This window comes from Salipiger sp. H15 (genome assembly GCF_040409955.1).
Taxonomy (GTDB): domain Bacteria; phylum Pseudomonadota; class Alphaproteobacteria; order Rhodobacterales; family Rhodobacteraceae; genus Salipiger.
This window is the reverse complement of the sequence record NZ_CP123385.1, coordinates 1,110,383-1,135,870: the sequence shown is the minus strand read 5'-3', so window position 1 is coordinate 1,135,870 and position 25,488 is coordinate 1,110,383. Positions and strand designations below refer to the sequence as shown.

Here is a 25,488-nt window from a genome sequence, read left to right as displayed (position 1 = left end):
GGCGATGGCCAAGGAACCCGACTACCGATCCAACTCGCTGCTGCGCGGCCTCAGCATCCTCGAATGCTTCAACCTGCGCCGCCCCGAGATGACCCTCACCGAGATCGCCGAGGCGATCTCGGTGACGAGTTCCGCGGCCTACCGCTTCGTCGTGACGCTGGAGCGCGAGGGCTACCTCACCCGGCACGAGAACCGCTACCGGCTCGCCCCGCGCGCGATGGATCTGGGCTACCGCTACCTCGCCTCGCTCGACGTCAGCGACCTTGCCCGCCTGCCGGCGGACGCGCTGCGCAACGAGACCGGCTTTACCGTGCATGTCTCGATCCTCGAGGGGACCGAGATCATCTACGTCTACCGCGCGCTGTCGGACCGCGCGATGGTCTCGAACGTGCCGGTGGGCTCGCGCCTGCCGGCCTTTTCGACCACCATGGGCAGGGTGCTGCTGAGCGACCTGCCCGAGGCGGATCTCGACGCCCGTTTCGCGGGCTACGCATTCAGCCGGATGAGCTCCGCCGCGCCCGGCTCGCTGGCCGAGCTGAAGCCGCTGCTGAGGGCCGACCGCGAACGCGGCTATGTGGCGCAAAGCTCGCACCTTGCCACCGGCACCTTCTCGATCGCCGCGCCGCTGGTCTCGCGCCATGGCCGCTACGTCGCGGCGATGAACCTCTCGGGCCATGAGCAGCAACTCCGCCCCGACGCCGCGCTGATCGGCAAGGTCCTCGACGCCGCGCGCGAGGTCTCGAAGATGCTCTGAGCCGCCCGCGCGGTCAGATGTCGAGCGTGTTCTCGCGCTCCCAGCGGGAGAAATGCGAGACGAACGAGGTCCATTCCTGCATCTTCATCCGCGTGTAGGAGGCCGAGAAGCCCTCGCCCATCATCGCCTTCAGCTCGGCATCGGCGTCATAGGCGCGCACCGCGTCGAGCAGGTTCAGCGGCAGGCGCGGCGCGTCCTTCACGAGGTGCCCCTCGGCATACATGTCGATGTCGTGGCGCTTGCCCGGATCGGCCTTGGATCGGAGCCCCGAGAGGCCCGCCGCGATGATCACCGCCTGCAACAGGTAGGGGTTCACCGCGCCGTCGGGCAGGCGCAGCTCGAACCGGCCCGGCCCCGGCACGCGCACCATGTGGGTGCGGTTGTTGCCGGTCCAGGTGACGGTGTTGGGCGCCCATGTCGCCCCCGAGGTGGTGCGCGGCGCGTTGATCCGCTTGTAGCTGTTCACCGTGGGATTGGTGATCGCCGCCAGCGCCTCGGCGTGTTTCATGATGCCGCCGAGGAAATGCCGCCCCTGTTCCGACAGGCCAAGCTCCCTGCCGAGGTCGGCAAAGGCGTTGACCGTGCCCTCCCTGTTCCAGACCGAGATATGGGCGTGGCAGCCGTTGCCGGTCAGCCCCTCGATCGGTTTCGGCATGAAGGTGGCGCGCAGCCCGTGCTTCTCGGCCACCGACTTCACCATGAACTTGAAGAAGCTGTGGCGGTCGGCAGTGACCAGCGCGTCGGCATATTCCCAATTCATCTCGAACTGACCGTTCGCGTCTTCGTGGTCGTTCTGGTAAGGCCCCCAGCCGAGGTCGAGCATGTAGTTGCAGATCTCGGCGATCACGTCGTAGCGGCGCATCACCGCCTGCTGGTCGTAGCACGGCTTCTCGGCGGTATCGAACGGGTCCGAGATCTGCTCGCCCTCGGGGCTCAGCAGGAAGAACTCGGCCTCGATCCCGGTCTTCACCCGCAGCCCTTCCGAGGCCGCCTCGGCCACGAGGCGGCGCAGCACGTTGCGCGGGGCCTGCTCGACGTCGTCGCCCTCCATCACGCAGTTCGAGGGTACCCAGGCCACCTCGGGCTTCCACGGCAGCTGGATCGCCGCCTCGGCATCGGGCACGGCCAGCATGTCGGGATGCGCCGGGGTGAGGTCGAGCCAGGTGGCAAAGCCCGCGAAGGCCGCCCCCTCCTCCTGCATGGCCGTGATGGCCTGCGCCGGCACCAGCTTGGCGCGCTGGCCGCCGAAAAGGTCGGTGTAGGAGATCATGAAGTACTTCACGCCACGCGCACGGGCGAATTCGGCCAGGTCAGCCATGACAGTCCCTTTCATTCCCTGTTGAGCTCGGCGGGGCGTTGGCCGCCCTCGCCGCATCGCTTCCGGTGCAGCGGGTCAGAACCCGCCCTTGCCCGGCCACCAGCTTGTGCCGGCAAGCGGCACCTGCGCCATCGCGGCGGCCTCCATAGTGAGCGCGCAGAGGTCTTCCGGCTCGAGATTGTGCACATGGCTCTTGCCGCAGGCCCGCGCGATGGTCTGGCACTCGAGCGTCATCACGTTGAGGTAGTTGCGCAGGCGGCGGCCCGCGGCGACCGGGTCGAGCCGCGCCATGAGCGCGGGATCCTGCGTGGTGATGCCCGCCGGGTCGCGCCCCTCGTGCCAGTCGTCATAGGCCCCGGCGGTGGTGCCGAGCTTGCGGTACTCGTCCTCCCACTTGGGGTCGTTGTCGCCCAGCGCGATCAGCGCGGCGGTGCCGATGGCCACCGCGTCGGCACCGAGCGCCAGCGCCTTGGCCACGTCGGCGCCGCTGCGGATGCCGCCCGAGACCACCAGCTGCACCTCGCGGTGCAGCCCGAGGTCCTGCAGCGCCTGCACCGCCGGGCGGATGCAGGCCAGCGTCGGCAGGCCGACGTTCTCGATGAACACGTCCTGCGTCGCGGCGGTGCCGCCCTGCATCCCGTCGAGGACCACCACGTCGGCCCCGGCCTTCACCGCCAGCGCAGTGTCATAGTAGGGCCGCGCGCCGCCGACCTTGACGTAGATCGGCTTTTCCCAGCCGGTGATCTCGCGCAGCTCGAGGATCTTGATCTCCAGATCGTCCGGCCCGGTCCAGTCGGGGTGACGGCAGGCCGAGCGCTGGTCGATCCCCACGGGCAGGTCGCGCATCCCGGCGACGCGCTCGGTGATCTTCTGGCCGAGCAGCATGCCTCCGCCGCCGGGCTTGGCGCCCTGCCCCACCACCACCTCGATCGCGTCGGCGCGGCGCAGGTCGTCGGGGTTCATGCCGTAGCGGCTCGGCAGGTACTGGTAGACCAGCTTTTCCGAGTGCCCGCGCTCTTCCTCGGTCATGCCGCCATCGCCGGTGGTGGTCGAGGTGCCGGCCAGCGTCGCGCCGCGGCCGAGCGCCTCCTTGGCCGGACCCGAGAGCGCGCCGAAGGACATGCCCGCGATGGTGATCGGGATCTTCAGCTCGATCGGTTTCTTGGCAAAGCGCGTGCCGAGCACCACCGAGGTGTCGCATTTCTCGCGGTAGCCCTCGAGCGGGTAGCGGCTGATCGAGGCGCCGAGAAACAGCAGGTCGTCGAAATGCGGCACGCGGCGCTTCGCCCCGCCGCCGCGGATGTCGTAGATGCCGGTCGCCGCCGCGCGGCGGATCTCGGCGTTGACCTCGCGCGAGAAGGTCCAGGACTGGCGCGGCTCGGTCTGGGGCGTGTGCTGGGGTGTCTTGTCCATGGTCCGCTCCTCAGTAGGCGTCGGCGTGGTCGATGTTGAAATTGTAGAGGTTGCGGGCCGAGCCGTAGCGGCGGAACTCCTCCGGCCGCGCCTCCGCGCCCGCCCGCGCGAGCAGGCCGCGCAGGATCTCGATATGTTCGGGCCGCATCTCCTTCTCGACGCAGTCGGCGCCCAGCGATTTCACCGATCCGCGCACGAAGAGCCGCGCCTCGTAGAGGCTGTCCCCCAGCGCGTCCCCGGCGTCGCCCAGCACCACGAGGTTGCCGCGCTGCGCCATGAAGGCCGACATGTGCCCGATGCTGCCATGCACGACGATGTCGATGCCCTTCATCGAGATGCCGCAGCGCGAGCTGGCGTTGCCCTTGATGTTGAGCAGCCCGCCCCGGCCGGTCGCCCCGGCGTACTGGCTGGCGTCGCCCTCGATGATCACCTCGCCCGACATCATGTTCTCGGCCACGCCCGGCCCGGCCGAGCCCTCGACATGCACCGTGGCGTGCTGGTTCATCCCGGCGCAGTAATAGCCGGTCGAGCCCTTCACGGTGACGCGCAGCGGCCCGTCGAGCCCGACCGCCATGGCATGCGCCCCGCGCGGGTTCTCGATGGTGAAGGCCTCGTTGCCCTTGGCCTTCGCGGCGGCCTGCAGCGTGGCGTTGACCTCGCGCAGCTCGGTTTTCAGCATATCCAGAACGGGCATGGATCAGCGCTCCCAGAAGTAGACGGTGGCGGGCTCGGGCTCCCAGACACGGGCGGCCTCGATGCCCGGCAGGTCGGCGAAGGCGCGGTATTCGCTGGCGAAAGCGACGTAATCCTCGGTCTCGGCCATCACGGCGGGCTTGCAGGCGACGGGGTCGCGCACGACGCCGAAGCCGGTCTTGGTGCCGGTGACGAAGGTGAAGAAGCCGTCGAGGTCCTTCAGCGTGCCCTCGAGCGCCTCGCCCAGCGTCGCCCCCTCGGCGATGCGCGACGAGATGTAGGCCGCGCCCACCTCGGTGTCGTTCTCGGTCTTGGTGAAGACGCCCTTGCGCGCCAGCTTGCGGCGCATGGCGTTGTGGTTCGACAGCGAGCCGTTGTGCACGAGGCACTGGTCCCCGGCGGTCGAGAACGGATGCGCGCCGAGCGTGGTCACCGCGCTTTCGGTCGCCATGCGGGTGTGGCCGATGCCGTGGCTGCCGCCCATCGCGCGGATGCCGAAGCGGGCGGCGACGTCCTTGGGCAGGCCGACTTCCTTGTAGATCTCCATGCTCTCGCCCGAGCCCATGACCCGCAGGCCGCGCGCCTCGAGGACGGCAAGCGCCTCGGCCTCCTGCTCCAGCGGCAGGGTCAGCACGGCGTGGGTGCTGGCGACGCGCATCGTCACCTCTGCGCCGAGCGCGTCCGACAGCGCCGCGTCGAGACCGGCGAAATCCGCCTCCGGCGTGTCCGACTGGACGGTGATCTTCAGCCCGCCCGCCGCATCGCCGTAGATCGCGATCCCGGCGCTGTCGGGGCCGCGATCGGTCATGGTGATGAGCATGTCGGTGAGCATGTCGCCCAGCCTCGGGCGCAGGTCATCCTTTTTCAGGAACAGGCCAACGATGCCGCACATGGGTCCTCCATAGGGTTCCGGGACGGGCGCGGGCGCCCTCTCACCAGATCACTATCGAGAAAACTTTATTCCCTCCAAGAAAATCATCCTTACAGGGAAGAATATCTTCCGCACGGGAATGAATGCCGGGGATTTGGGCAGATCAGCGCTGTTGCGGGTAGGTGATGACCGACAGGTAGCGGATCGGCAGGCGCGCCAGCTCCTCTGGCCCGTGCGGCGCGTCGGAATCGAAAAGCAGCGAGTCGCCCGGCTCCATCCGGTAGAGCCGGTCGCCGTGTCGATAGCCCATCTCGCCCTCGAGCATGTAGAGCAGCTCGATCCCCTCGTGCTGGAAGACCGGGAACTGGTCGCTCTCGCTGTCGAGGGTGATCATGTAGGGCTCGACCACCACGCCCGAGTTGTTCGACCCGATATGGCCGAGCAGGTGGTACTGGTGCCCGGCGCGGGTGCCGGCACGCTCGATCTCCACCCCCTCGCCCGCCTTCACGTGCATGCAGCCGCGCTCTTCCTCGTAGCCCGAGAAGAGCTGCACCAGCGGCACGCGCAGCGCATGGGCGAGCGTCGAGATGGTGGTGAGCGACGGAGAGATGACGCCGTTCTCGATCTTCGAGAGCATCCCCACCGACAGGCCGGTCTGGGTGGCGAGATCGGCCACGGTCATCCGCTGGCGCTTGCGCAGCTCGCGCACCTGCCGACCGATCGCCACCTCGAGGTTCTTCTCGCGCAGCTCGCGCACCGCATGGGGATTCTGCTGCAGCGCCTTCTCGTCCCGCTTGGCCATCGGTGTTCCTTCGTCCTGCCGTCTCAAGGGGGCTCCCCCATGGCCCGCAAGGCTGCGCACAGCGCCGCCGTCTCGGCAAGACCGATCTCCGCGGCACCGCGCCGCCGCGCCCAACCGGCCACATTTGCCCCCGCGGGACGCTCCGCGACCCCAAACCCGAGGCCTTTGCTTGCTCCTTTGTGGTCAAGCGGCTATGGGATGCGCGCAATCTGGAAAGCCGGAGCGAGGCCATGGCCAAGGAAAAGAAAGCCCCCCGCCCCCGGGCGCAAACGCCCAAGGGGTTCCGCGACTATTTCGGCACGGAAGTGTCCGAGCGTGCACATATGCTGCATACCATCGCCGGGGTCTATCATCGCTACGGCTTCGAGGCGCTGGAAAGCTCGGCCGTCGAGACCGTCGAGGCGCTCGGCAAGTTCCTCCCGGATGTCGACCGCCCGAACGAGGGCGTGTTCGCCTGGGAAGACCATGACGACGGCTGGGTGGCGCTGCGCTACGACCTGACCGCGCCGCTGGCGCGGGTCTATGCCCAGCACCGCAACGATCTGCCGACCCCCTACCGGCGCTATGCCATGGGGCCGGTCTGGCGCAACGAGAAGCCCGGTCCGGGGCGGTTCCGCCAGTTCTACCAGTGCGACGCGGATACCGTGGGCGCGCCTTCCGTGGCCGCCGACGCCGAGATCTGCGCGATGCTCTCGGACACGCTGGAAGAGGTCGGCATCCCGCGCGGCGACTACCTCGTGCGGGTGAACAACCGCAAGGTTCTGAACGGCGTGCTCGAGACCATGGGCCTGTCGGATGACGCGCAGCAGCAGGCGGTCCTGCGCACCATCGACAAGTTCGACAAGGTCGGCGAGAGCGGCGTGCGCGAGCTTCTGGGCAAGGGCCGTCTCGACGCCTCGGGCGCCTATATCGACGGCGTGGGCCTCTCGGACGATCAGGCGGCCCCGGTGCTGGCCTTCCTGACCTCGAAAGGCGCGGATGCCGCCGCGACGCTCGCCAACCTGCGCGCCGCGATCGGCGCCTCGGCGATCGGCGAGGAGGGCGTCTCGGAACTCGAGGAAATCGCCACCCTGCTCGACGCGGGCGGCTACGGCTCGAGCCGCATCGAGATCGACCCCTCGGTCGTGCGCGGCCTTGGCTACTACACCGGCCCGGTCTTCGAGGCCGAGCTGACCTTCGAGATCCTCGACGAGAAGGGCCGCAAGCGGCAGTTCGGCTCGGTCTCGGGTGGCGGACGCTACGACGACCTCGTCAAGCGCTTCACCGGTCAGTCGGTGCCCGCGACCGGCGTCTCGATCGGTGTCGACCGGCTGCTCGCCGCGCTGCGCGCCAAGGGCCGCATCGGCGGCACGGCGCAGGGCCCGGTGGTGGTGACGGTCATGGATAAGGACCGCATGGCCGACTACCAGGCGATGGTGACCGAGCTGCGCAATGCCGGCATCCGCGCCGAGGTCTACCTCGGCAACCCGAAGAACTTCGGCAACCAGCTCAAGTACGCCGACAAGCGCGAATCCCCCGTGGCCGTCATCGAGGGCGGCGACGAGAAGGCGCGCGGCGTGCTGCAGATCAAGGACCTGATCCTCGGCGCCAAGCTGGCGCAGAGCGCCAGCCTCGAGGAGTGGAAGGAGCGTCCCTCGCAATACGAGGTGCCGCGCGACCAGCTGGTCGCCAAGGTGCGCGAGATCCTGAGCCAATGGGCGTGAGCTTCGCCGCCGAGAAGGCCGAGGCGGAGCGGCTGAAGGCGATCTTCGCCGAGGCCGGGGCGCAGCCGCTGGACTGCGCGATCATGCAGTCGGCGGAGACGCTGCTCGACCTCTACGGCGAGGACATCCGCGCCCGCGCCTACGTGACCCACGACCCGAGCCGCGGCGAGATGATGCTGCGTCCCGACTTCACCGTGCCGGTGGTCGAGATGCACATGTCGCACGGCGCCGACCCCGCCCGCTACACCTACGCGGGCGAGGTCTTCCGCCGCCAGGAAGAGCATCCCGAGCGCCCCTCGGAATACTACCAGGTCGGCTACGAGGTCTTTGACCGCGGCGACCAGGCGCAGCTCGACGCCGAGGTCTTCGCGCTCTTTGCCGGGGTGCTGAAGCCCTATGCGCTGCGCCCGGTGACCGGCGACATCGGCATCCTGACCGCCGCCGTGGCCGGGTTGCAGACCTCGCAGAAGCGCCGCGACGCGCTGCTGCGCCATATCTGGCGGCCGCGCCGCTTCCGCGCCCTGCTCGACCGCTACTCGGGCAAGAGCGCCGTGCCCGCCACCCGCGCCGCGATGCTGGCGCAGGACGACCCGCTGTCCAGGGCCGGCCCGGTGATCGGCCTGCGCAGCGAGCGCGAGATCGAGGCGCGCATCGCCGCGCTGCGTGCCGATGCCGCCGAGCCCGCCCTGCCGCGCGGCCAGGTCGAGCTGATCGACGCCGTGCTCGCGGTGCGCGAGACCTGCTCCTTCGCGCTCGAGCACCTGCATGACATCGCGGTCGACATGCCCGCGCTGCTGCCCGCGCTCGAGGCCTTCGAGCGCCGCTGCGAGGCGCTCACCGCGCTTGGCGTCGATGTCGGAGAGCTCGACTTCGAAGCCAGCTACGGCCGCAGCTCGATGGAATATTACGACGGCTTCGCCTTCGGCTTCGTCTGCGACAGCCGCCCGGACCTGCCCCCCATCGCCACCGGCGGGCGCTACGACGCGCTCACCCGGCGGCTCGGCGGCGGGCAGGAGATCCCCGCCGTCGGCGGCGTGATCCGGCCGGGCATCCTTCTGGAGGTGGCACGATGACCATCAAGCTCGGCGTGCCCTCCAAGGGCCGCCTGATGGAGAAGACCTTCGACTGGTTCGGCGCGCGCGGCGTGACGCTCTCGCGCACCGGCTCCGACCGCGAATACGCGGGCGCGGTCGACGGGGTCGAGGGCGTGTCGCTGGTGCTGCTCTCGGCCGGGGAAATCCCGCGCGAGCTCGCCGCCGGGCGCATCCATCTCGGCGTCACCGGCACCGACCTCATCCGCGAGAAGCTGGTGCAGTGGGACCAGAAGGTCGAGCAGATGGCCGAGCTCGGCTTCGGGCAGGCGGACCTCATCGTCGCCGTGCCCGCCGCCTGGGTGGATGTCGACACGCTCGATGACCTCGACGGCGCCGCCGCCGCCTTCCGCGCGCGCCACGGCTTCCGCATGCGCATCGCCACCAAGTACCACCGCCTCGTGCGCGATTACCTGCGGATGGGCGGGGTCGCCGACTACCAGCTCGTCGACAGCCAGGGCGCGACCGAGGGCACGGTGAAGAACCTCACCGCCGAGGCCATCGCCGACATCACCTCGACCGGCGAGACGCTGCGCGCCAACCACCTCAAGGTGCTGGCCGAGGAGCCGGTCCTGCGCAGCCAGGCGACGCTCTTCCGCTCGCGCACCGCGAAGATGACCGAGGCCGACCGCGAGGCGCTGCGCGTCCTCTCCGAAATGCTCGGCGTCTGATCAACGAAAAGGCCCCCGCCGCGGCGGGGGCCAAATCTCTTCGAAGAGATTTGCAACGTCCTTCGAAGGACGTTGCCCTCCCCCCTCAGGCTTCCAGCTTGTCCTGCGTGCGCAGCTCGAAATCCGAGGCGTCGTGGCGTTCGCGCAGCTGCTCTTCCAGCGGGCCGGTGGCCTTGTTGACCATGCGGCCGCGCTTCACCGCCGGGCGCGCGTCGATCTCCCTCGCCCAACGCTGGACGTGCTCGTAGCTCTCCACGTCGAGGAACTCGCCGGCGCTGTAGGCGCGCCCGAGCACGAGGTTGCCGTACCAGCACCAGATCGCGATGTCGGCGATGGTGTACTCGTCGCCGGTCATGAACCTGCGGTCCGCGAGGTTGCGGTTCAGCACGTCGAGCTGGCGCTTGGTCTCCATCGCGAAGCGGTTGATCGGGTATTCCATCTTCGACGGCGCATAGGCGTAGAAATGCCCGAAGCCGCCGCCGAGATAGGGCGCGCTGCCCATCTGCCAGAACAGCCAGCTCAGCATCTCGGCCCGGTCCTCGGGCTTGCCGAGGAAGGCGCCGAACTTCTCGGCAAGGTGCAGCAGGATCGCGCCGGACTCGAAGACGCGCACGGGTTTCTCGCCCGAGCGGTCCATCAGCGCCGGGATCTTCGAGTTGGGGTTCACCTCGACGAAGCCCGAGCCGAACTGGTCGCCGTCGCCGATGCGGATCAGCCAGGCGTCGTACTCGGCGTTATGCCCCGCGGCGAGCAGTTCCTCGAACATCACGCCGACCTTCTGGCCGTTCGGCGTGGCGAGGCTGTAGAGCTGGAACGGGTGCTTGCCGACCGGCAGCGGCTTGTCATGGGTCGCGCCGGCGACGGGGCGGTTGATCGAGGCGAACTGGCCGCCGTTCTCGGCGTCCCATGTCCAGACCTTGGGAGGGGTGTATTCGACGTTCATGAGAGAGGGACTCCATTGTCTGATTGGCCCGAACCGTAGCGGTTTGAACCGGAAAGGCCAGAGCGCGGGCTGTGCGTGGCGGCACATGGGGGTGTGAGGCGCGCGGGATGTGTGAGGAAAGGGAGGGGGCTCCGCCCCCGCCCGCGCTCCGCGCGGACTCCCCCGGCGTATTTGGAAAGAGAAGAAGGGGCCGGGGCTTGCGTGCCGAGGCGGCTTCCCAAGCCGGGCGGCGCGCCTATCTTTGCGGACATGTCCGGATTGCCCGCCTCCCTTCAGACCTGGTTCGCCGCCCGCGGCTGGAGCCTGCACCCGCACCAGCGCGCCATGCTCGAGCGGGCCGGCGCGCCCGCGCTGCTGCTCATCGCGCCGACCGGCGGCGGCAAGACGCTGGCCGGGTTCCTGCCGACGCTCGCCGAGCTGACCGAGGCGCCGCGGACCGGGCTGCACACGCTCTACGTCTCGCCGCTGAAGGCGCTGGCGGCGGACATCAGGCGCAACCTGCTCATCCCGATCGAGGAGGCGGGCCTGCCGATCCGCGTCGAGGACCGCACCGGCGACACGTCTTCCTCGCGCAAGCGGCGGCAGCGGGCCGATCCGCCGCACATCCTGCTGACCACGCCCGAGAGCCTTGCCCTGCTCACCTCCTACGAGGACGCGCCGCGCATCTTCGCCGGGCTGAGCCGGGTGGTGGTCGACGAGATCCACGCCCTCGCCGAGAGCAAGCGCGGCGACCAGCTGATGCTGGCGCTGGCGCGGCTGCAGACGCTCTGCCCCGACCTGCGGCGGGTCGGGCTTTCGGCCACGGTCGAGGATCCGGCGGCGATCGCCCGGCTGCTGGCGCGGCACCCGGATCCCTGCAAGATCGTCGAGGCCGATCCCGGCCCCGAGCCCGACATCTCGATGCTGCAGACCGAGGCCGCCCCGCCCTGGTCCGGCGGCGGGGCGGCCTACGCGATCCCGGCGGTGCTCGAAGAGGTCAAGCGGCACCGCACCACGCTCATCTTCCACAACACCCGCGCGCAGGCCGAGATCTTCTTCCACCGGCTCTGGCTCGCCAACGAGGACTCGCTGCCGATCGGCATCCACCATGGCAGCCTCGACCGCGGCCAGCGCGAGAAGGTCGAGGCCGCCATGGTGCGCGGCGATCTGCGCGCCATCGTCTGCACCGGCTCGCTCGACCTCGGCATCGACTGGGGCGACGTGGACCTGGTGATCCAGATCGGCGCGCCGAAGAACGTCAAACGGCTCGTGCAGCGCATCGGCCGCGCCAACCACCGCTACAACGCGCCCTCGAAGGCGCTGCTGGTGCCCGCAAACCGCTTCGAGGTGGTGGAATGCCTCGCCGCGCTCGAGGCGGTGCGGGCGCGGGAACTCGACGGCGAGAGCCGCGGGCCCGGGCCGCGCGACGTGCTCTGCCAGCACATCCTCATCGCCGCCTGCGCCGGGCCCTTCGACGCAGGCAAGCTCTACGCCGAGATGACCACGGCGGGGGCCTATGCCGGGCTGACGCGGGCCGGGTTCGACGCCTGCCTGCAGTTCTGCGCCACCGGCGGCTACGCGCTGCGCGCCTACGACCAGTGGCAGCGGCTGAAGCAGCGCGAGGACGGGCTCTGGCAGCTGCGCGACCCGCGCTCGGCGGCGCGCATCCGGCAGAACATCGGCACCATCCAGGACAGCGACACCTTGAAAGTGCGCTACCGCGGCCGCGGCGGCGCGCCCCTAGGCGAGATCGAGGAGGGTTTCGCCGCGCAGCTGACCAGGGGCGACACGTTCCTCATCGGCGGGCAGATCGTGCGCTACGAGGGGCTGCGCGAGATGGTGGTGCAGGTCAGCCCCGACGCCCACCGCAAGCCGAAGATCGCCACCTTCATGGGCACCAAGTTCGCCACCTCGACGCAGCTGTCCGAGCGCATCCTGCGGATGTTCCGGCAGGAGGACTGGCCCGGCCTGCCGCGCCACACCGCCGACTGGCTGCGCCTGCAGCGCGAGGTCTCGCGCCTGCCCGAGCCCGGCCGGCTGCTGATCGAGAGCTTCCCGCATGACGGGCGCGAGCAGCTGGTGATCTACGGCTTTGCCGGGCGCAACGCGATGCAGACGCTGGGGCTCCTGCTCACCAAGCGCATGGAGGAGGAGGGGCTCGCCCCGATGGGCTTCGTCGCCACCGACTATGCCACGCTGATCTGGGGGCTCGACGCGGTGGTCGACCCCGCGCCGCTCTTCGACCTCGCGGCGCTCGAGGCGGGGCTCGAGGGCTGGCTCGCCGGCAACGCGGTGATGAAGCGCACCTTCCGCGCCTCGGCCACCATCGCCGGGCTGATCGAGCGCAACGTCGGCGGGCAGCGCAAGACCGGGCGGCAGGCGACCATGTCCTCGGACATCCTCTACGACACGCTGGTGAAATACGACCCCGACCACCTGCTCCTGCAGATCACCCGCGAGGAGGCGATGCGCGGGCTGGTCGATTTCGCCCGCATCCGCGAGATGTGCGCGCGGGTGCAGGGGCGGATCGACCTCGTGCGGCTGGACCGGCTCTCGCCGCTCTCGGCGCCACTCTTCCTCGAGCCGGGCAAGGTGCCGATCCGCGGCAGCGCCGAGGCGCGGCTGCTCGAGGAGGAGGTGGGCGCGCTCCTGCGCGAGGCCGGGCTGGGCGCGATCTGAGGCGGCCGCTCCGGGGAGTAACCGCACGCGGCATGGGCGAAGATCAGCCGGAAGGGCCGCGCGGCGCATGAAAGGGGATGACTCGCCCGCGCCGCCGGGCAATCCTGCCCTCTACATTGTTTTAAAAGATTTTATTCCGGGTGCCTTTGCAGGCGGGTCATCCGCCCGCCGACGGCGGAAGGAGGGGGCATGACCGCGATCGAGGAAATCCTGCACAACCTGCCGCAGGTGGCCACGCTGACCCTCCTCCTCGTCTTCGTGCTGATCGTGCTGCAGGAGGCGGTGAACGGCTTCCACGACGCGGCCAACGCCGTCGCGACGGTGATCTACGCCAACGCGCTGAAACCGGTTCCGGCCATCGCGCTCTCGGCGGTGATGAACTTCCTCGGGGTGATCCTCGGCGGCACGGCGGTGGCCTTCTCGATCGTCTTCCTGCTGCCCAAGGAGATGATCGCCGGGATCAACACCGCGCACGAGGCCTCGCTGATGCTGGCGCTGATCGCCACGGCGGTGACCTGGAACCTTGCGACCTGGTATTTCGGCATCCCCAACTCGACCACGCACACCTACATTGGCGCGGTCATCGGCGTGTCGATGGCCCATGCGCTGCTGGTCGGCGCGCCCGTCGCGCAGGAGCTGAACCTTCACGAGGGGCGGAAGATCCTGCTCACCCTGCTGGTCTCGCCGGTCTTCGGCTTCGTCGTCGGATGGCTCATCTACCGGCTGATCCGTCGGCTGGTGCGGAGCCCAGAGATCTACCGCCCGCACGAGGAAGGGCTTCGCCCGCCCGGCGGCATCTGCGCCGCGCTCATCGTCGGGGCGGCGGGCGTGTCCTTCCTGCACGGCTCGAACGACGGGCAGAAGTCGATCGGGCTGATGCTGATGGCGCTGATGGGCCTCGCGCCGGGCAATTTCGCGCTCGACCCGGTGCACGACCCGGCAAGCTACGCCCGCAGCCTGCAGGTGATCGCCGAGCTGCGGCAGGTGGTGGACGCGCATCTTGCCGACCCGCAGGTGCCCGCCGCCGCGCGCTACCGGACCGAGCTCGAGCACCTGCGCGCGGTGGTCGAGCTCGACGGCGCCGCGACACCGGTGACGGAAGAGGAGCGCATCCGCTTCCGCGCCGAGATCCTCGACATCCACGAGGCACTCGGCCGGGCGCTCGACACCCCGCAGCTGACCGCGATCCTGACCGGCACCGAGATCGCCCGGCTGAACGACGCCTATACCGCTTTGCAACGGCTGATCGAGAAGGTGCCCACATGGCTGGTGATGCTCTCGGCCCTCGCCCTCGGCTGCGGCACGATGATCGGCTACAGGCGGATCGTCGAGACGCTGGGCGAGAAGATGGGCAGCAGGCACATGAGCCCGGCGCAGGGGCTGGCGGCGCAGGCCGCCGCCATGGCCTCGATCGCCGCGGCGGATTTCGGCGGCGTGCCGGTCTCGACCACCCACGTGCTGACCTCGGGCGTCGCCGGCACGGTGCAGTCCTCGGGCGACCGGATGCAGTGGGACATGATCTCGCGCATCCTGCTGGCCTGGGTCACCACCCTGCCCGGCACGGTGATCCTGTCGTTCGGCGCGGCGCTCCTGCTGCACGTGATGCTGGTCTGAGCCCCGGCTTGCAGGCGGCGCGGCGCTCTGGCATTGCCTCGGGCATGAGCTGGATCGACGTGGAGTTTTGCGGGGCCGCGCTGCGGGCGCTGGGGTCGGGGGCGCTGTTCTGGCCCGCCGAGCGGCTGCTCGTGGTCTCGGACCTGCACCTCGGAAAGTCGGCTCGGATGGCGGCGCAGGGCGGCGCGCTGCTTCCCCCCTACGAAGGGCGCGAGACGCTGCAGCGGCTCGAGCGCGACCTCGAGGCCACCGGCGCCAAGCGCGTGGTCTGCCTCGGCGACAGTTTCGACAGCGCGGGGATCGACCTCATGCTGCCCGAGGACGAGCAGCTCTGGATCACGCGGCTGCAGGCCGGGCGCGACTGGATCTGGGTCGAGGGCAACCACGATCCGGGGCCGGTCTCCCTTGGCGGCAGGCACCTCGCGGCGCTGGAGCTGGGCGGGCTGGTGCTGCGCCACATCGCCGAGCGCGGCGCTTCCGGCGAGATCTCCGGCCACTACCACCCCAAGGCGCGGCTGGTGCTGCGCGGCGGGCGGGTGATCTCGCGCCCCTGTTTCCTGCTCGACGCGGCGCGGCTGCTGATGCCCGCCTATGGCGCCTATACCGGGGGACTGCGGACGGACAGCCCGGCGCTCGTCGGGCTCATGGCGGCGGATGCGCAGGCGATCCTCACCGGCGAGGCGCCGCTGGCGCTGCCGATGCCGCGCTAGGCGCGCCGGGCAGAGAGCCGCCCGGCGCGCGCGTTTCTCAGGCCGTCAGCCCCTCGGGCTCGGCAAGGCCGTTGGCGCGGCAGCAGGCGGTGACGGTGTTGGCCAGCAGGCAGGCGATGGTCATCGGCCCGACGCCGCCCGGCACCGGGGTGATCGCGCCCGCGACCTCGGCGGCCGAGGCGAACGCGACATCGCCCACCAGCCGGAACTTGCCCTCGCCCTTCTCCGGCGCGGGAATGCGGTTGATGCCCACGTCGATCACCGTGGCGCCGGGCTTCACCCAGTCGCCGGGGATCATCTCGGGGCGGCCGACGGCGGCGACGAGGATATCGGCGCGGCGGCAGACCTCGGCCAGATCCTTGGTGCACGAATGCGCGATGGTCACCGTGCAGCTGTCACCCAGCAGCAGCTGCGCCATCGGCTTGCCGACGATGTTCGAGCGGCCCACGACCACGGCGTTCAGCCCCGAGAGCGAGCCGAGTTGGTCGCGCAGCATCATCAGGCAGCCGAGCGGGGTGCAGGGCACCATGCTCTTCTGCCCGGTTCCCAGCAGGCCGACGTTGGAGATGTGGAAGCCGTCGACGTCCTTCGCCGGGTCGATCGAGTTGATCACCAGATCCGAATTCAGGTGCCCCGGCAGCGGCAGCTGCACGAGGATGCCGTGCACGGCGGGATCGTTGTTCAGCTGGTCGATCAGCGCCAGAAGGTCCGCTTCCGAGGTGTCGGCCGAGAGCTTGTGCTCGAAGCTGTTCATCCCCGCCTCGAGCGTCTGCTTGCCCTTGTTGCGGACGTAGACTTCCGAGGCCGGGTCCTCGCCCACCAGCACCACGGCGAGGCCGGGGGTGATGCCGTGCTCGTCCTTCAGCCGCGCCACGTGGGCAGCGACCTGCGTCCGCACCTTTTCGGCAAACGCCTTGCCGTCGATGATCGTTGCGCTCATGCGCCTCACTCCTGTCCCAGAACGGTTTCTTCGCGGCGGATCGACCACTCCACCAGCTCGCGCCAGAGCGTCTCGCTCAGATCCGGATCGATCCCCTCGGCCTCGGCATTGGTCCGGGCATTGGCGATGACCTCGTCGACGCGGGCCTTGATCCGGGCGGGAAGTCCCGCGCCGGTCTTGATCTCGGCGGCACGGTCGATGAGGCGCTGGCGATGCGCCAGAAGCGCGCTCAGGCTCTTGTCGGTGGCGTCGATCTCGGCGCGCAGCGCCGTCATGTCGCCAAGGCTTGCGGGATCGCGCATGGGCGCCTCCTTGCAGGGTGACCGTGGTCCGGTGCGCCCCCTATGCCGCGACGCGGCGCGATGATCAACGTACCAGTGCGGCAAAGCCCGGTACAAAGACGACAAAGCGCGCGCCGCATCGGAAACCCGGGGGCGGTTTTGGGAACCGCCCCCGCGCGTCATCGGGCAGGAGACGTCAGAACAGCCCCTCGACCTCGCCCGCTCCGTTGAGCCGGATGGTCTCGGCCGCGGGCACGCGCGGCAGGCCGGGCATGGTCATGATGTCGCCGCAGATCGCCACGACGAAGCCCGCCCCGGCCGAGAGCCGGACCTCGCGCACCGGCACCATGTGACCGGTCGGCGCGCCGAGCTTCTTGGGATCGGTCGAGAAGGAATACTGCGTCTTGGCCATGCAGACCGGCAGGGTGCCGAAACCCTGCTCTTCCCATTCGGCAAGCTGGGCGAGGATGCGCGGGTCGGCGGTCACCTCCTCGGCGTGGTAGATGCGCTTGGCGACGGTCTCGATCTTTTCCCAGAGCGGCATCTCGTCGGGGTAGATCGGCGCGAACTGTGCGGCGTCGCCGTCGGCGATATGGGCGACGCGCTCGGCGAGTTTCGTGATCCCCTTCGAGCCCTCGGCCCAGTGGTGGCAGAGGTGCGCCTCGGCGCCGCGCGCCTCGGCATAGGCCTTGACCGCGGCGATCTCGGCCTCGGTGTCGCCGGCGAAATGGTTGATCGCCACCACCACCGGAACGCCGAACTGGCGCAGGTTCTCGATGTGGCGCCCGAGGTTGGCGCAGCCCTTCTTGACCGCGGCCACGTCCTCGGTGCCAAGCTCGGCCCGCGCCACGCCGCCGTTCATCTTGAGCGCCCGCACCGTCGCCACCAGCACCGCGCAGTCGGGGTGCAGCCCGGCCTTGCGGCACTTGATGTCGAAGAACTTCTCGGCCCCGAGATCGGCGCCGAAGCCCGCCTCGGTCACCACGTAGTCGGCAAGGGCGAGCGCGGTCTTGGTGGCGATCACCGAGTTGCAGCCATGCGCGATATTGGCGAAGGGCCCGCCGTGCACGAAGGCCGGGGTGTGCTCGAGCGTCTGCACGAGGTTGGGTTGCAGCGCGTCCTTCAAGAGCACCGCCATCGCGCCGTCCGCCTTGAGGTCGCGCGCATGCACCGGGGCCTTGTCGCGGCGATAGGCGACGATCATGTCTCCGAGCCGCTGCTCAAGGTCCACGAGGTCGTCGGCGAGGCAGAGGCAGGCCATGACCTCGGAGGCGACGGTGATGTCGAAGCCGCCCTGCCGCGGGAAGCCGTTCGGCACGCCGCCGAGCCCCGTCACCACGTCGCGCAGCGCGCGGTCGTTGACGTCGAGCACCCGCCGCCAGACGATCCGGCGCAGGTCGATGTCGAGCGCGTTGCCCCAGTGGATGTGGTTGTCGATCATCGCCGCGAGCAGGTTGTGCGCGGCGGTGATCGCGTGGAAGTCGCCGGTGAAGTGGAGGTTCATCTCCTCCATCGGCACCACCTGCGCGTAGCCGCCGCCGGCGGCCCCGCCCTTCATCCCGAAGTTCGGCCCGAGCGAGGCCTCGCGGATGCAGACCGCCGCCTTCTTGCCGATCGCCGCCAGCCCGTCGCCGAGGCCGACGGTGGTGGTGGTCTTGCCCTCGCCCGCGGGGGTCGGGTTGATCGCCGTGACGAGGATCAGCCGGCCGTGCCTGCGGCCCGCGAGCCCGGCGATGAAGCTCGCCGAAACCTTCGCCTTGTCATGGCCATAGGGGATGAGGTCCGTCCCGGTGATGCCGAGCTTCTCGCCGATCTCCTGGATCGGCAGCTTCTCGGCGGCGCGGGCGATTTCGATGTCGGTGGTCATGGGCGGGGGCCTCCTTCCCGTCTGGTCGTCCGCCCCTCCATAGCCGCTCGCCGCGCGCCGGTCACGCGCGAAGCGCTCAGCCCTTGCGGCAGGCCTTGAGGTGTGCCCAGACGCGCTGGTCGGGCACGTGCAGGCGCATCTCGTCCCCCAGCGCCAGCCGCCCCGGGCGCTCGACCCAGGCGGTGACGCCGCGCTTGCCCTTGGCCGCGGCCTTGAACGCCTTGCCGTGGCCCGCGTGCTCGGTCTCGATCTCGCGGGCGGGCAGGTTGCAGGGACGGTTCTCCATGTCGATGACCAGCGTCACCCCGTCCGGGCCCTGCAGCCGCGACGACGGCGGCAGGTGGCTGAAGTCGGGAATGCCCTCGAGCACCAGCGTGGCCCCGGCCAGCTGCGGGTCGAGCTCGGAGAGGCCCAGCGTGCGGGCGATCTCGGCGATCTCCTCGGCCGACATGACGGCAAGCTGGCGGACGTTGGCGATCTCGGTGCCGCGCGGGTGCTGCGAGGTCACGCGCGAGCAGGACGGGCGGGTGCGCCCGGAATGCCGCTCGCCCTCGGGTCCGCCCCAGCCCAGATCCAGCGCCTGGGTCGCCTGCGAGCGGATGCTGTCGCCCTCGAGCGGCACCTGTCCGAGCCAGGTGATGCGGGCGGAGAAGCTGGTGGGAATGAGCGCGGGCATGGGCGGGATCCTTCGGAGACTGACGTTACGGGACCGAGTTGGGCCACAGATCGGCGGCGGCGTCGAGGGGGTATCGCCCCTGTCGCCCTGCCCGGAAGGTGCGAGCCGGAAAGGCAAAACCCCGGAGCGCGGGGCTCCGGGGTTTTCCGTTTCATCGCCTGGCGCAGGTCACGCCGAGGGTTCGGGCTCCATGCCGCCTTCTTCGGCGGGCTTGGCCTTGGGCTTGGTCTTCGGGATCGAGGTCACGCTCGGGGCGTCGTCGGACCCGCTGCCCTCGTCACCCGAGGCCTGCGGCGGCTCGCCCTTCATCACGCGCTTGATCTCGTCGCCGGTCAGCGTCTCGTATTCCAGCAGACCCTGCGCCAGCCGTTCCCACTCCGCGTTGTGCTCGGAGAGGATCTGGTAGGCGCGCTCGTAGGCGTTCTGGATGAAGGTGCGGACCTCTTCCTCGATCAGCTCCTTGGTATGCGCCGAGACCGACAGGCCCGCGGTGTTGCCCTGGTAGCCCTCGTGCGCCTCGGAATAGTCGATGTTGCCGATCTTGTCCGACATGCCCCACCGCAGCACCATGGCGCGGGCGAGCGCCGAGGCCTGCTGGATGTCGCCGGCCGGGCCGTTCGACACGTTGGGCTCGCCGTACTTGATGATCTCGGCGGCCTTGCCGGCCATGGTCATCGCGAGCTTTTCCTCGCATTCCGACTTGTGCCAGTTCAGGCGGTCGATCTCGGGCAGCGAGACCACCATGCCGAGGGCACCGCCGCGCGGGATGATCGTCGCCTTGTAGACCGGGTCGCACTGCGGCAGCATCAGGCCCACCACGGCGTGACCGGCCTCGTGGTAGGCGGTCTTTTCCTTCTGCTCGGCGGTCAGGACCATCGACCGGCGCTCGGCGCCCATCATGACCTTGTCCTTGGCGTTCTCGAAGTCTTCCATCGTCACGAAGCGGCGGCCGACGCGGGCGGCCATCAGCGCCGCCTCGTTCACGAGGTTCGCCAGATCCGCGCCCGAGAAGCCGGGGGTGCCGCGCGCGATGATGCGCAGGTCGACATCCGGGCCGAGCGGGGTCTTGCGGGCGTGCACGCCGAGGATCTTCTCGCGGCCCTTGATGTCGGGGTTGCCGACCATGACCTGCCGGTCGAAGCGGCCCGGACGCAGCAGCGCGGGGTCGAGAACGTCGCGGCGGTTGGTGGCGGCGATGATGATCACGCCCTCGTTCGCCTCGAAACCGTCCATCTCGACCAGCAGCTGGTTGAGCGTCTGCTCGCGCTCGTCGTTGCCACCGCCGTAGCCCGAGCCACGGTTGCGACCCACGGCGTCGATCTCGTCGATGAAGACGATGCAGGGGGCGTTCTTCTTGGCCTGCTCGAACATGTCACGCACGCGCGACGCGCCGACACCGACGAACATCTCGACGAAGTCCGAGCCCGAGATGGTGAAGAACGGCACGCCCGCCTCGCCCGCGATGGCGCGTGCCAGCAGCGTCTTGCCGGTGCCCGGAGGGCCGACGAGCAGCGCGCCCTTGGGGATCTTGCCGCCGAGGCGCGAGAATTTCTGCGGGTTGCGCAGGAATTCGACGATCTCTTCCAGCTCTTCCTTGGCCTCGTCGATGCCCGCCACGTCGTCGAAGGTGACGCGGCCGTGCTTCTCGGTCAGCAGCTTGGCCTTGGACTTGCCGAAGCCCATGGCCCCGCCCTTGCCGCCGCCCTGCATGCGGTTCATGAAATAGATCCACACGCCGATCAGCAGCAGGAAGGGCAGCAGGCTGAGCAGGAAGGCCTGGAAGCCCGACTGCTGCTGCGGCTCCGCCCGCACGGTCACGCCCTTGGCGATGAGCGCGTCGGTGACCTGGGCATCCTCGGGTTTGACGGTGACGTAGTCCTGCCCGTCGTTCCCCCGGTAGCGGATCTGTTCGCCATCGATGGTGACGGAGCTGACGGTTTGCGAATCCACCGCCCCCATGAAGTCCGAGTAGCTGATTTCCCGGCTCTGCAGCGTGCTTCCACCCCCGGAGAAGAGGTTGAAGAGCGCCAGAATCAACAGGAAAAGAACGACCCAGAAGGCGATATTTCGTGCGTTGCCCAAGGACGGCCTCCTAAAATGACGTCTCTCGCGGTCCTCTCGAAACCGCGATGTGAGCCTAACATAAGGGCTGAGCCAGCCGGTTCAATGCGATTTCACCCCGAAGCAGGGCCGGATTTCAGGAAAGCGGCGAAGTCGAGGTGCCCCCGGCCAAAGGCAAGGTGATCGAAATGCGCGCCCTCCGCCGATCGCAGCAGCGCGTCGCAGGCCACGAGCCAGGCCCCGTCGAAGAGCGCCGGGGCGCTGCGGGCGGCGTGGAAGGGCACCGGCGGCTCGGTCTCGCGGTCCCGCTGCGCCCAGCCGTCCTCGCCGAGCGCGCGCAGGGTCAAGCCGCTGGGAACGCTCCGCATCAGCCGCCAGCGCCCGTCCCAGAGCGCGCCCTCGGCCGCCGGGACCGTAAGGTCGCGCACCGCGGCGAACTCGCGAAAGACGGCGATCCGGCCGCGCTCGATCCGCGCCTCGCAGCCATGCAACGTGCCGCCCCCGCCGCCGAGCAGCCGGTCGAGCAGCGCCTCGAGCGGCGCCTCGCGCGGCGGGTACTGCGTGCCCGAGACATGGCGCAGGGCGGCTGAAAGCAGCCGAAGCTGGGTGTCGCGCTCGACGCGCTGGAACCCCGACTGGTCGCAGAGCAGCTCGCCGCGCCGCTGGAAAGGCAGGGGCGCCGCGATCTCGTTCCAGACCTGCGCCGCCCGCGCCCGCAGCGCCTCGGCGGCCCGCGCCATGCGCATCGCGGCGGCGCTCAGGTCGGGGCCGGTCAGCGTGCCCTCGGCCTCGAGCCGGGCGACCAGCTTGCGGGCGCGCACCCGTTCGTAGCCTTCATCGTCGTTGGAAGGGTCGTCCACCCATTGCCCCTGCAGCACCCGCAGGTAGTGGCGCAGTTCATCCCGGCGCATCGAAAGGCAGGGGCGGACGAGCCGCATCGGCGCACCCTGCCCGGCGTGGACCTCGCGCACGGGGCGCATCGCCGACAGCCCCTCGACCCCTGCCCCGCGCGCAAGCCGCATGACGAAGCTCTCGGCCACGTCGTCGGCGGTATGCGCCAGCAGCACGTCGCGCGTCTCGCCGCGCCAGTCGTCGATGAGGGAAAGCCGGGCGCGCCGCGCCGCGTCCATGAGATTGCCCTGCCCGTCCCAGTGCCAGCGAAGCGTCGCGTGCTCCCAGCCCAGTTCGGCGCAGGTCTCGGCGACCATCTCGGCCTCGGCCGCCGCCTCGGGGCGCAGCCCGTGGTCGACCGTCACCACCCGCAGACGCACACCCCAGACATGGGTCCAGTTGTGCGCCAGCGTCAGCATCGCCATGCTGTCGCCCCCGCCGGAGACGGCGAGGGCGATGCTTTCGGGGAATTCCGGCCCCAGCGCCGCGCCCATGGCTTCGGCGAAGCGCTGGTCGAGGGTGCTGCCCACCGGGATGTCGCCGGGCTGCCTCACTGGCAGCCGAGGCGACCCATCTCGGCCTGCGCCTCGGAGACTTCGGGCGTGCCCGGGTAGCGGGTCGCGACCTCGCCCAGCGTCACGCAGGCCTCGGTCGTGCTGCCGAGCTCGCCCAGCGCAGTCCCGAGCTGCCAGAGCGCGGCGGGCGCGACCTCGCTCTCGGGGTAGTTGGCATAGGCGCCAAGGAAGCGCCGGGCCGCTTCGCGCGTGTCCCCGGCCTTTTTCAGCGCCTGCCCCTCGGCAAGGTAGCTCGCCGCCTCTAGCGGAGAGCCCGGGTAGGCCTGGCGGAAGGCCGCAAACTTTTCCGCGGCGGATTGAAAGTCACCGTTGGCGAGCGCCTCCTGCGCCCGCCGGAAATCCGTCTCTTCGCCGACGGCAAGCTGGGCACCGCCCGAGGGCAGCGTCGTCGCGGTATTGGCCGGCGCGGGCGCCGGGGTCGCAGCGCCCGCGGTGGCGGGTGCCTGCCCGCCGAGCGGGGCGGTCTGGCCGACGTTGCCGATGTCGCAGCCGGGCTCGATCTCGCAGATGCGGAACTCGAGGTCGCCGATGCGGTTGGTGCCGTCCGACACGACGCTGTCGATGCGGTGGCTCAGCTCCTCGGTCTTCGCGGTGACGCGCGACAGCTCCGCCTCGATCGCGTTGACGCGGTCGAGCGTGCTGGCGGGCACGTTCATCGAGCTGATGCCCGTGGTGTTCAGCTCACGCTTGAGCTTCTGAAGCTCGCCGCTCAGCTGGGTGAGTTCCTGGCGGAGGTCCGCCAGGGTCTCGGTTTGCTGGGCCTGCGCGCCGGTGGCGATCAGGCCCAGGCAGAGGGCGATGCCGGTCAGACGCATCCGATCCGCCTCAGCTCGACATGCCCATGGAGATCACCGTCACCGCGCGGCGGTTCTTGGCGTAGCACGCTTCCTGCGAGCAGACCTCGACCGGGCGTTCCTTGCCGTAGGAGATCTGGCGCAGGCGGCTCGGCGCCACGCCCTTGGAGATCAGGTACTCCATCACCGCGTTGGCACGGCGTGCGCCGAGCGCGATGTTGTACTCGCGGGTGCCCTGCTCGTCGGCGTGGCCTTCGATCACGGCAAGGTAGTCGGAGTTGGTCATCAGCCACTGCGCCTGCGCGTTCAGCGTGTTCTGCGCGTCGGGCGAGAGCGTCGACTGGTCGACGGCGAAGAGGACGCGGTCACCGATCGCCTGGTTGAAGTAGGCGGGCGACCGCGGGTCGCTGGCGGAACCGTCGAGGTAGCCGCCGTTCACGCCGGAACCGTTGCCGTAGCCTGCGCCACCGGCGCCGGCACCGTTGGCGCCGTCGTTGAAGCGGTCCGGGTTGGTACAGGCGGCGAGGCCAAGCCCGGCCACCAGCATCAGAACCTTCGGAAGATATGTCATTGGATCACTGTCCTGCTCGTGTGTTTGCAGCAACGCTATCACAGCGTGAAAGCCTTGGGAACGTTGCGCATCACGGGCCGGATAACCCTTTTGAGAGGATTGTTTCCGGCGCCACGGCGCAAAGGTATAGGCGTTGCCGCGGACGAGGGGCGGGCGGGTTTCCCCGCCCGGCCCCCGTTATTGCAGCGGGCCCCAGCTCGGGTCCGAGGCCCCGTCCGGCGTGCGCACCCGCCTCAGGTTCCGCCCCGAGACGTCGACCGAATAGAGCGAGCTCGCCCCGCCGGCACCCTGGGTTTCCCGCGCGAACATCAGCACCCGGCCGTTCGGAGCCCAGGTCGGGCCCTCGTCGAGGAAGGAGGCCGTCAGCAGCCGCTCCTCGGAACCGTCGGTGCGCATCACGCCGATGTGGAACCGGCCCGCGTTCTGCTTGGTGAAGGCGATGAGGTCCCCGCGCGGCGACCAGACCGGCGTGCCGTAGCGGCCCTGGCCGAAGCTGATCCGCGTCGGCTCGCCGCCGCCCACCGGCATGACGTAGAGCTGCTGGCTGCCCGAGCGGTCGCTCTCGAAGACGATGCGGCTGCCGTCCGGCGAGAAGCTCGCGCCGGTCTCGATCGAGGGCGCGGTGGTCAGCTGCCGGGTCTGGCCGGAGTTGATGTCCATCGCGTAGATGTCGGTGTTCGAGCCGCGGGTCATCGAGTAGAGCAGCTGCGAGCCGTCCGGCGAGAAGCGCGGCGCGAAGCTCATCACCCCGTCGGTGGTCGGCAGCATCCGGCTCTGCACCGAGCCCACGTCGAGCACGTGGATGCGCGGCTCGCCGGTCTCGTAGCTGGTGTAGAGCACGCGGCTGCCGTTCGGCGAGAAGCGCGGCGCGATCACGATCGAGTTGCTCGAGGTCAGGAACTGCACGTTGGCGCCGTCATAGTCCATGACCGCAAGGCGCTTGGCGCGCCCGTCCTTCGGCCCGGTCTCGGAGACGAAGACCACGCGGCTGTCGAAATAGCCGCTCTCGCCGGTGATCCGCGAGTAGACCTGGTCCGCGACCTTGTGCGCGAGGCGGCGCCAGCCGTCGGCGGTGGCCGAGAACTGCATCCCCTGCCCCAACTCGGCCCCGGCGAAGACGTCCCAGACGCGGAACTTGGCGGTGAGCTTGCCCGACCCGTCCGAGGACACCGCCCCGGTGATCAGCGCCTGCGCGTTGATCGCCTTCCAGTCCGAGAACTGGATCGGGCTCGAGAAGTTCGAAACGCGGCTGATATGCGCGTCGCGCGGAATTTCGCGGAAGAGGCCGGTGCCAGTCAGGTCCTCGGCGATCACCCGGCTGATCTGCTGCGCGTATTGCCCCGCGTCGCCGGTCTCGGCGACGAAGTCGGGCACTGCGAAGGGCAGCGGCTCGACCACGCCCTCGGTGATCTCGATGCGCAGGGGGCCGCTCTGGGCCTGCGCCGGTGCGGCCAGCCCCGCCGCCGTGGCCACCGTCAGGACGGGGGCAAGGATGAGGGCCAGTAGTCTTGTCATGCTCGTGTTCTCCTTCCCGGTCGCGCCGCCGCGCTTGTGTGCCGTCGAGGTGACTGCCTCGGGGCATACATAGCGC

Annotated in this window: 22 protein-coding genes; 7 read left to right on the top strand and 15 right to left on the bottom strand. The window is 69.7% G+C overall.

The window, feature by feature from the left end; genetic code table 11:
* Positions 1 to 4: 4 nt before the first annotated feature.
* On the top strand, positions 5 to 754 hold the full coding sequence (locus PVT71_RS19640) for an IclR family transcriptional regulator (RefSeq protein WP_353474142.1): 750 nt from the start codon (positions 5 to 7) through the stop codon (positions 752 to 754).
* 13 nt (positions 755 to 767) lie between these two features.
* Here the strand turns inward: PVT71_RS19640 and glnT are convergent, their stop codons facing one another.
* From glnT to PVT71_RS19615, 5 genes are all read right to left on the bottom strand, one after another.
* Entirely contained in the window at positions 768 to 2,072 is a 1,305-nt protein-coding gene (gene glnT / locus PVT71_RS19635) for a type III glutamate--ammonia ligase (RefSeq protein WP_353474141.1), read from the bottom strand.
* A gap of 75 nt (positions 2,073 to 2,147) precedes the next feature.
* On the bottom strand, positions 2,148 to 3,485 hold the full coding sequence (locus tag PVT71_RS19630; protein ID WP_353474140.1) for an FMN-binding glutamate synthase family protein: 1,338 nt from the start codon (positions 3,483 to 3,485) through the stop codon (positions 2,148 to 2,150).
* A gap of 10 nt (positions 3,486 to 3,495) precedes the next feature.
* The gene (locus PVT71_RS19625) at positions 3,496 to 4,179 is read right to left on the bottom strand and encodes a GXGXG domain-containing protein (RefSeq protein ID WP_353474139.1); all 684 of its coding nucleotides are present in this window, start codon (positions 4,177 to 4,179) and stop codon (positions 3,496 to 3,498) included.
* 3 nt (positions 4,180 to 4,182) lie between these two features.
* Positions 4,183 to 5,070: a glutamine amidotransferase family protein gene (locus tag PVT71_RS19620; RefSeq protein WP_353474138.1), complete on the bottom strand. Its 888-nt coding sequence runs from the start codon at positions 5,068 to 5,070 to the stop codon at positions 4,183 to 4,185.
* Positions 5,071 to 5,212: 142 nt separating this feature from the next.
* Positions 5,213 to 5,851, bottom strand: coding sequence for an XRE family transcriptional regulator (locus tag PVT71_RS19615; protein WP_353474137.1), 639 nt, complete (start codon positions 5,849 to 5,851; stop codon positions 5,213 to 5,215).
* A gap of 230 nt (positions 5,852 to 6,081) precedes the next feature.
* Here PVT71_RS19615 and hisS point away from each other — a divergent pair, with 230 nt between their 5' ends.
* From hisS to hisG, 3 genes are read left to right on the top strand one after another with little or no spacing between them, the layout of a single operon-like run.
* The gene (gene hisS / locus PVT71_RS19610; protein WP_353474136.1) at positions 6,082 to 7,554 is read left to right on the top strand and encodes a histidine--tRNA ligase; all 1,473 of its coding nucleotides are present in this window, start codon (positions 6,082 to 6,084) and stop codon (positions 7,552 to 7,554) included.
* Entirely contained in the window at positions 7,545 to 8,627 is a 1,083-nt protein-coding gene (locus tag PVT71_RS19605) for an ATP phosphoribosyltransferase regulatory subunit (protein WP_353474135.1), read from the top strand. The genes hisS and PVT71_RS19605 overlap by 10 nt, the downstream gene beginning before the upstream one ends.
* A complete protein-coding gene (gene hisG / locus PVT71_RS19600; RefSeq protein WP_353474134.1) occupies positions 8,624 to 9,316 on the top strand; it encodes an ATP phosphoribosyltransferase in 693 nt (230 codons plus the stop codon). The genes PVT71_RS19605 and hisG overlap by 4 nt, the downstream gene beginning before the upstream one ends.
* An 85-nt stretch (positions 9,317 to 9,401) precedes the next feature.
* Here hisG and yghU read toward each other — a convergent pair whose 3' ends face one another.
* Positions 9,402 to 10,259: a glutathione-dependent disulfide-bond oxidoreductase gene (yghU, locus tag PVT71_RS19595; RefSeq protein WP_353474132.1), complete on the bottom strand. Its 858-nt coding sequence runs from the start codon at positions 10,257 to 10,259 to the stop codon at positions 9,402 to 9,404.
* A gap of 249 nt (positions 10,260 to 10,508) precedes the next feature.
* Here yghU and PVT71_RS19590 point away from each other — a divergent pair, with 249 nt between their 5' ends.
* The 3 genes from PVT71_RS19590 (at position 10,509) to pdeM (ending at position 15,241) form a co-directional block, all read left to right on the top strand.
* The gene (locus tag PVT71_RS19590; RefSeq protein ID WP_353474131.1) at positions 10,509 to 12,917 is read left to right on the top strand and encodes a ligase-associated DNA damage response DEXH box helicase; all 2,409 of its coding nucleotides are present in this window, start codon (positions 10,509 to 10,511) and stop codon (positions 12,915 to 12,917) included.
* A 189-nt stretch (positions 12,918 to 13,106) separates the two neighbouring features.
* The gene (locus tag PVT71_RS19585) at positions 13,107 to 14,531 is read left to right on the top strand and encodes an inorganic phosphate transporter (protein ID WP_353474130.1); all 1,425 of its coding nucleotides are present in this window, start codon (positions 13,107 to 13,109) and stop codon (positions 14,529 to 14,531) included.
* Between the two features lie 44 nt (positions 14,532 to 14,575).
* Positions 14,576 to 15,241, top strand: coding sequence for a ligase-associated DNA damage response endonuclease PdeM (gene pdeM, locus PVT71_RS19580; RefSeq protein ID WP_353474129.1), 666 nt, complete (start codon positions 14,576 to 14,578; stop codon positions 15,239 to 15,241).
* A gap of 37 nt (positions 15,242 to 15,278) precedes the next feature.
* Here pdeM and folD read toward each other — a convergent pair whose 3' ends face one another.
* The 9 genes from folD to tolB all read right to left on the bottom strand — a co-directional run bounded on the left by folD (position 15,279) and on the right by tolB (position 25,412).
* A complete protein-coding gene (gene folD, locus PVT71_RS19575) occupies positions 15,279 to 16,181 on the bottom strand; it encodes a bifunctional methylenetetrahydrofolate dehydrogenase/methenyltetrahydrofolate cyclohydrolase FolD (RefSeq protein WP_353474128.1) in 903 nt (300 codons plus the stop codon).
* 5 nt (positions 16,182 to 16,186) lie between these two features.
* Positions 16,187 to 16,483 (bottom strand): chorismate mutase, encoded by a 297-nt coding sequence (locus tag PVT71_RS19570; RefSeq protein ID WP_353474127.1) that lies wholly within the window; start codon positions 16,481 to 16,483, stop codon positions 16,187 to 16,189.
* Positions 16,484 to 16,658: 175 nt separating this feature from the next.
* The gene (locus PVT71_RS19565) at positions 16,659 to 18,329 is read right to left on the bottom strand and encodes a formate--tetrahydrofolate ligase (RefSeq protein WP_353474126.1); all 1,671 of its coding nucleotides are present in this window, start codon (positions 18,327 to 18,329) and stop codon (positions 16,659 to 16,661) included.
* Positions 18,330 to 18,405: 76 nt separating this feature from the next.
* Complete coding sequence (locus PVT71_RS19560; RefSeq protein ID WP_353474125.1) at positions 18,406 to 19,005, bottom strand: sulfurase; 600 nt, start codon at positions 19,003 to 19,005, stop codon at positions 18,406 to 18,408.
* 168 nt (positions 19,006 to 19,173) lie between these two features.
* Positions 19,174 to 21,087, bottom strand: coding sequence for an ATP-dependent zinc metalloprotease FtsH (gene ftsH / locus PVT71_RS19555; protein WP_353474124.1), 1,914 nt, complete (start codon positions 21,085 to 21,087; stop codon positions 19,174 to 19,176).
* Positions 21,088 to 21,179: 92 nt separating this feature from the next.
* Positions 21,180 to 22,487: a tRNA lysidine(34) synthetase TilS gene (tilS, locus tag PVT71_RS19550; protein ID WP_353474123.1), complete on the bottom strand. Its 1,308-nt coding sequence runs from the start codon at positions 22,485 to 22,487 to the stop codon at positions 21,180 to 21,182.
* A gap of 20 nt (positions 22,488 to 22,507) precedes the next feature.
* Positions 22,508 to 23,347, bottom strand: coding sequence for a tol-pal system protein YbgF (gene ybgF / locus PVT71_RS19545; RefSeq protein ID WP_353474122.1), 840 nt, complete (start codon positions 23,345 to 23,347; stop codon positions 22,508 to 22,510).
* Between the two features lie 10 nt (positions 23,348 to 23,357).
* Positions 23,358 to 23,897, bottom strand: a complete 540-nt coding sequence (gene pal / locus PVT71_RS19540; RefSeq protein WP_353474121.1) for a peptidoglycan-associated lipoprotein Pal — start codon at positions 23,895 to 23,897, stop codon at positions 23,358 to 23,360.
* A 177-nt stretch (positions 23,898 to 24,074) separates the two neighbouring features.
* Positions 24,075 to 25,412, bottom strand: a complete 1,338-nt coding sequence (tolB, locus tag PVT71_RS19535) for a Tol-Pal system beta propeller repeat protein TolB (RefSeq protein ID WP_353474120.1) — start codon at positions 25,410 to 25,412, stop codon at positions 24,075 to 24,077.
* Positions 25,413 to 25,488: the final 76 nt, after the last annotated feature.

Coding starts and splice junctions, on each gene's coding strand:
- PVT71_RS19640 (WP_353474142.1), top strand. CDS start 5: ATGGCCAAGGAACCCGACTACCGATCCAACTCGCTGCTGCGCGGCCTC.
- glnT (WP_353474141.1), bottom strand. CDS start 2,072: ATGGCTGACCTGGCCGAATTCGCCCGTGCGCGTGGCGTGAAGTACTTC.
- PVT71_RS19630 (WP_353474140.1), bottom strand. CDS start 3,485: ATGGACAAGACACCCCAGCACACGCCCCAGACCGAGCCGCGCCAGTCC.
- PVT71_RS19625 (WP_353474139.1), bottom strand. CDS start 4,179: ATGCCCGTTCTGGATATGCTGAAAACCGAGCTGCGCGAGGTCAACGCC.
- PVT71_RS19620 (WP_353474138.1), bottom strand. CDS start 5,070: ATGTGCGGCATCGTTGGCCTGTTCCTGAAAAAGGATGACCTGCGCCCG.
- PVT71_RS19615 (WP_353474137.1), bottom strand. CDS start 5,851: ATGGCCAAGCGGGACGAGAAGGCGCTGCAGCAGAATCCCCATGCGGTG.
- hisS (WP_353474136.1), top strand. CDS start 6,082: ATGGCCAAGGAAAAGAAAGCCCCCCGCCCCCGGGCGCAAACGCCCAAG.
- PVT71_RS19605 (WP_353474135.1), top strand. CDS start 7,545: ATGGGCGTGAGCTTCGCCGCCGAGAAGGCCGAGGCGGAGCGGCTGAAG.
- hisG (WP_353474134.1), top strand. CDS start 8,624: ATGACCATCAAGCTCGGCGTGCCCTCCAAGGGCCGCCTGATGGAGAAG.
- yghU (WP_353474132.1), bottom strand. CDS start 10,259: ATGAACGTCGAATACACCCCTCCCAAGGTCTGGACATGGGACGCCGAG.
- PVT71_RS19590 (WP_353474131.1), top strand. CDS start 10,509: ATGTCCGGATTGCCCGCCTCCCTTCAGACCTGGTTCGCCGCCCGCGGC.
- PVT71_RS19585 (WP_353474130.1), top strand. CDS start 13,107: ATGACCGCGATCGAGGAAATCCTGCACAACCTGCCGCAGGTGGCCACG.
- pdeM (WP_353474129.1), top strand. CDS start 14,576: ATGAGCTGGATCGACGTGGAGTTTTGCGGGGCCGCGCTGCGGGCGCTG.
- folD (WP_353474128.1), bottom strand. CDS start 16,181: ATGAGCGCAACGATCATCGACGGCAAGGCGTTTGCCGAAAAGGTGCGG.
- PVT71_RS19570 (WP_353474127.1), bottom strand. CDS start 16,483: ATGCGCGATCCCGCAAGCCTTGGCGACATGACGGCGCTGCGCGCCGAG.
- PVT71_RS19565 (WP_353474126.1), bottom strand. CDS start 18,329: ATGACCACCGACATCGAAATCGCCCGCGCCGCCGAGAAGCTGCCGATC.
- PVT71_RS19560 (WP_353474125.1), bottom strand. CDS start 19,005: ATGCCCGCGCTCATTCCCACCAGCTTCTCCGCCCGCATCACCTGGCTC.
- ybgF (WP_353474122.1), bottom strand. CDS start 23,347: ATGCGTCTGACCGGCATCGCCCTCTGCCTGGGCCTGATCGCCACCGGC.
- pal (WP_353474121.1), bottom strand. CDS start 23,897: ATGACATATCTTCCGAAGGTTCTGATGCTGGTGGCCGGGCTTGGCCTC.
- tolB (WP_353474120.1), bottom strand. CDS start 25,412: ATGACAAGACTACTGGCCCTCATCCTTGCCCCCGTCCTGACGGTGGCC.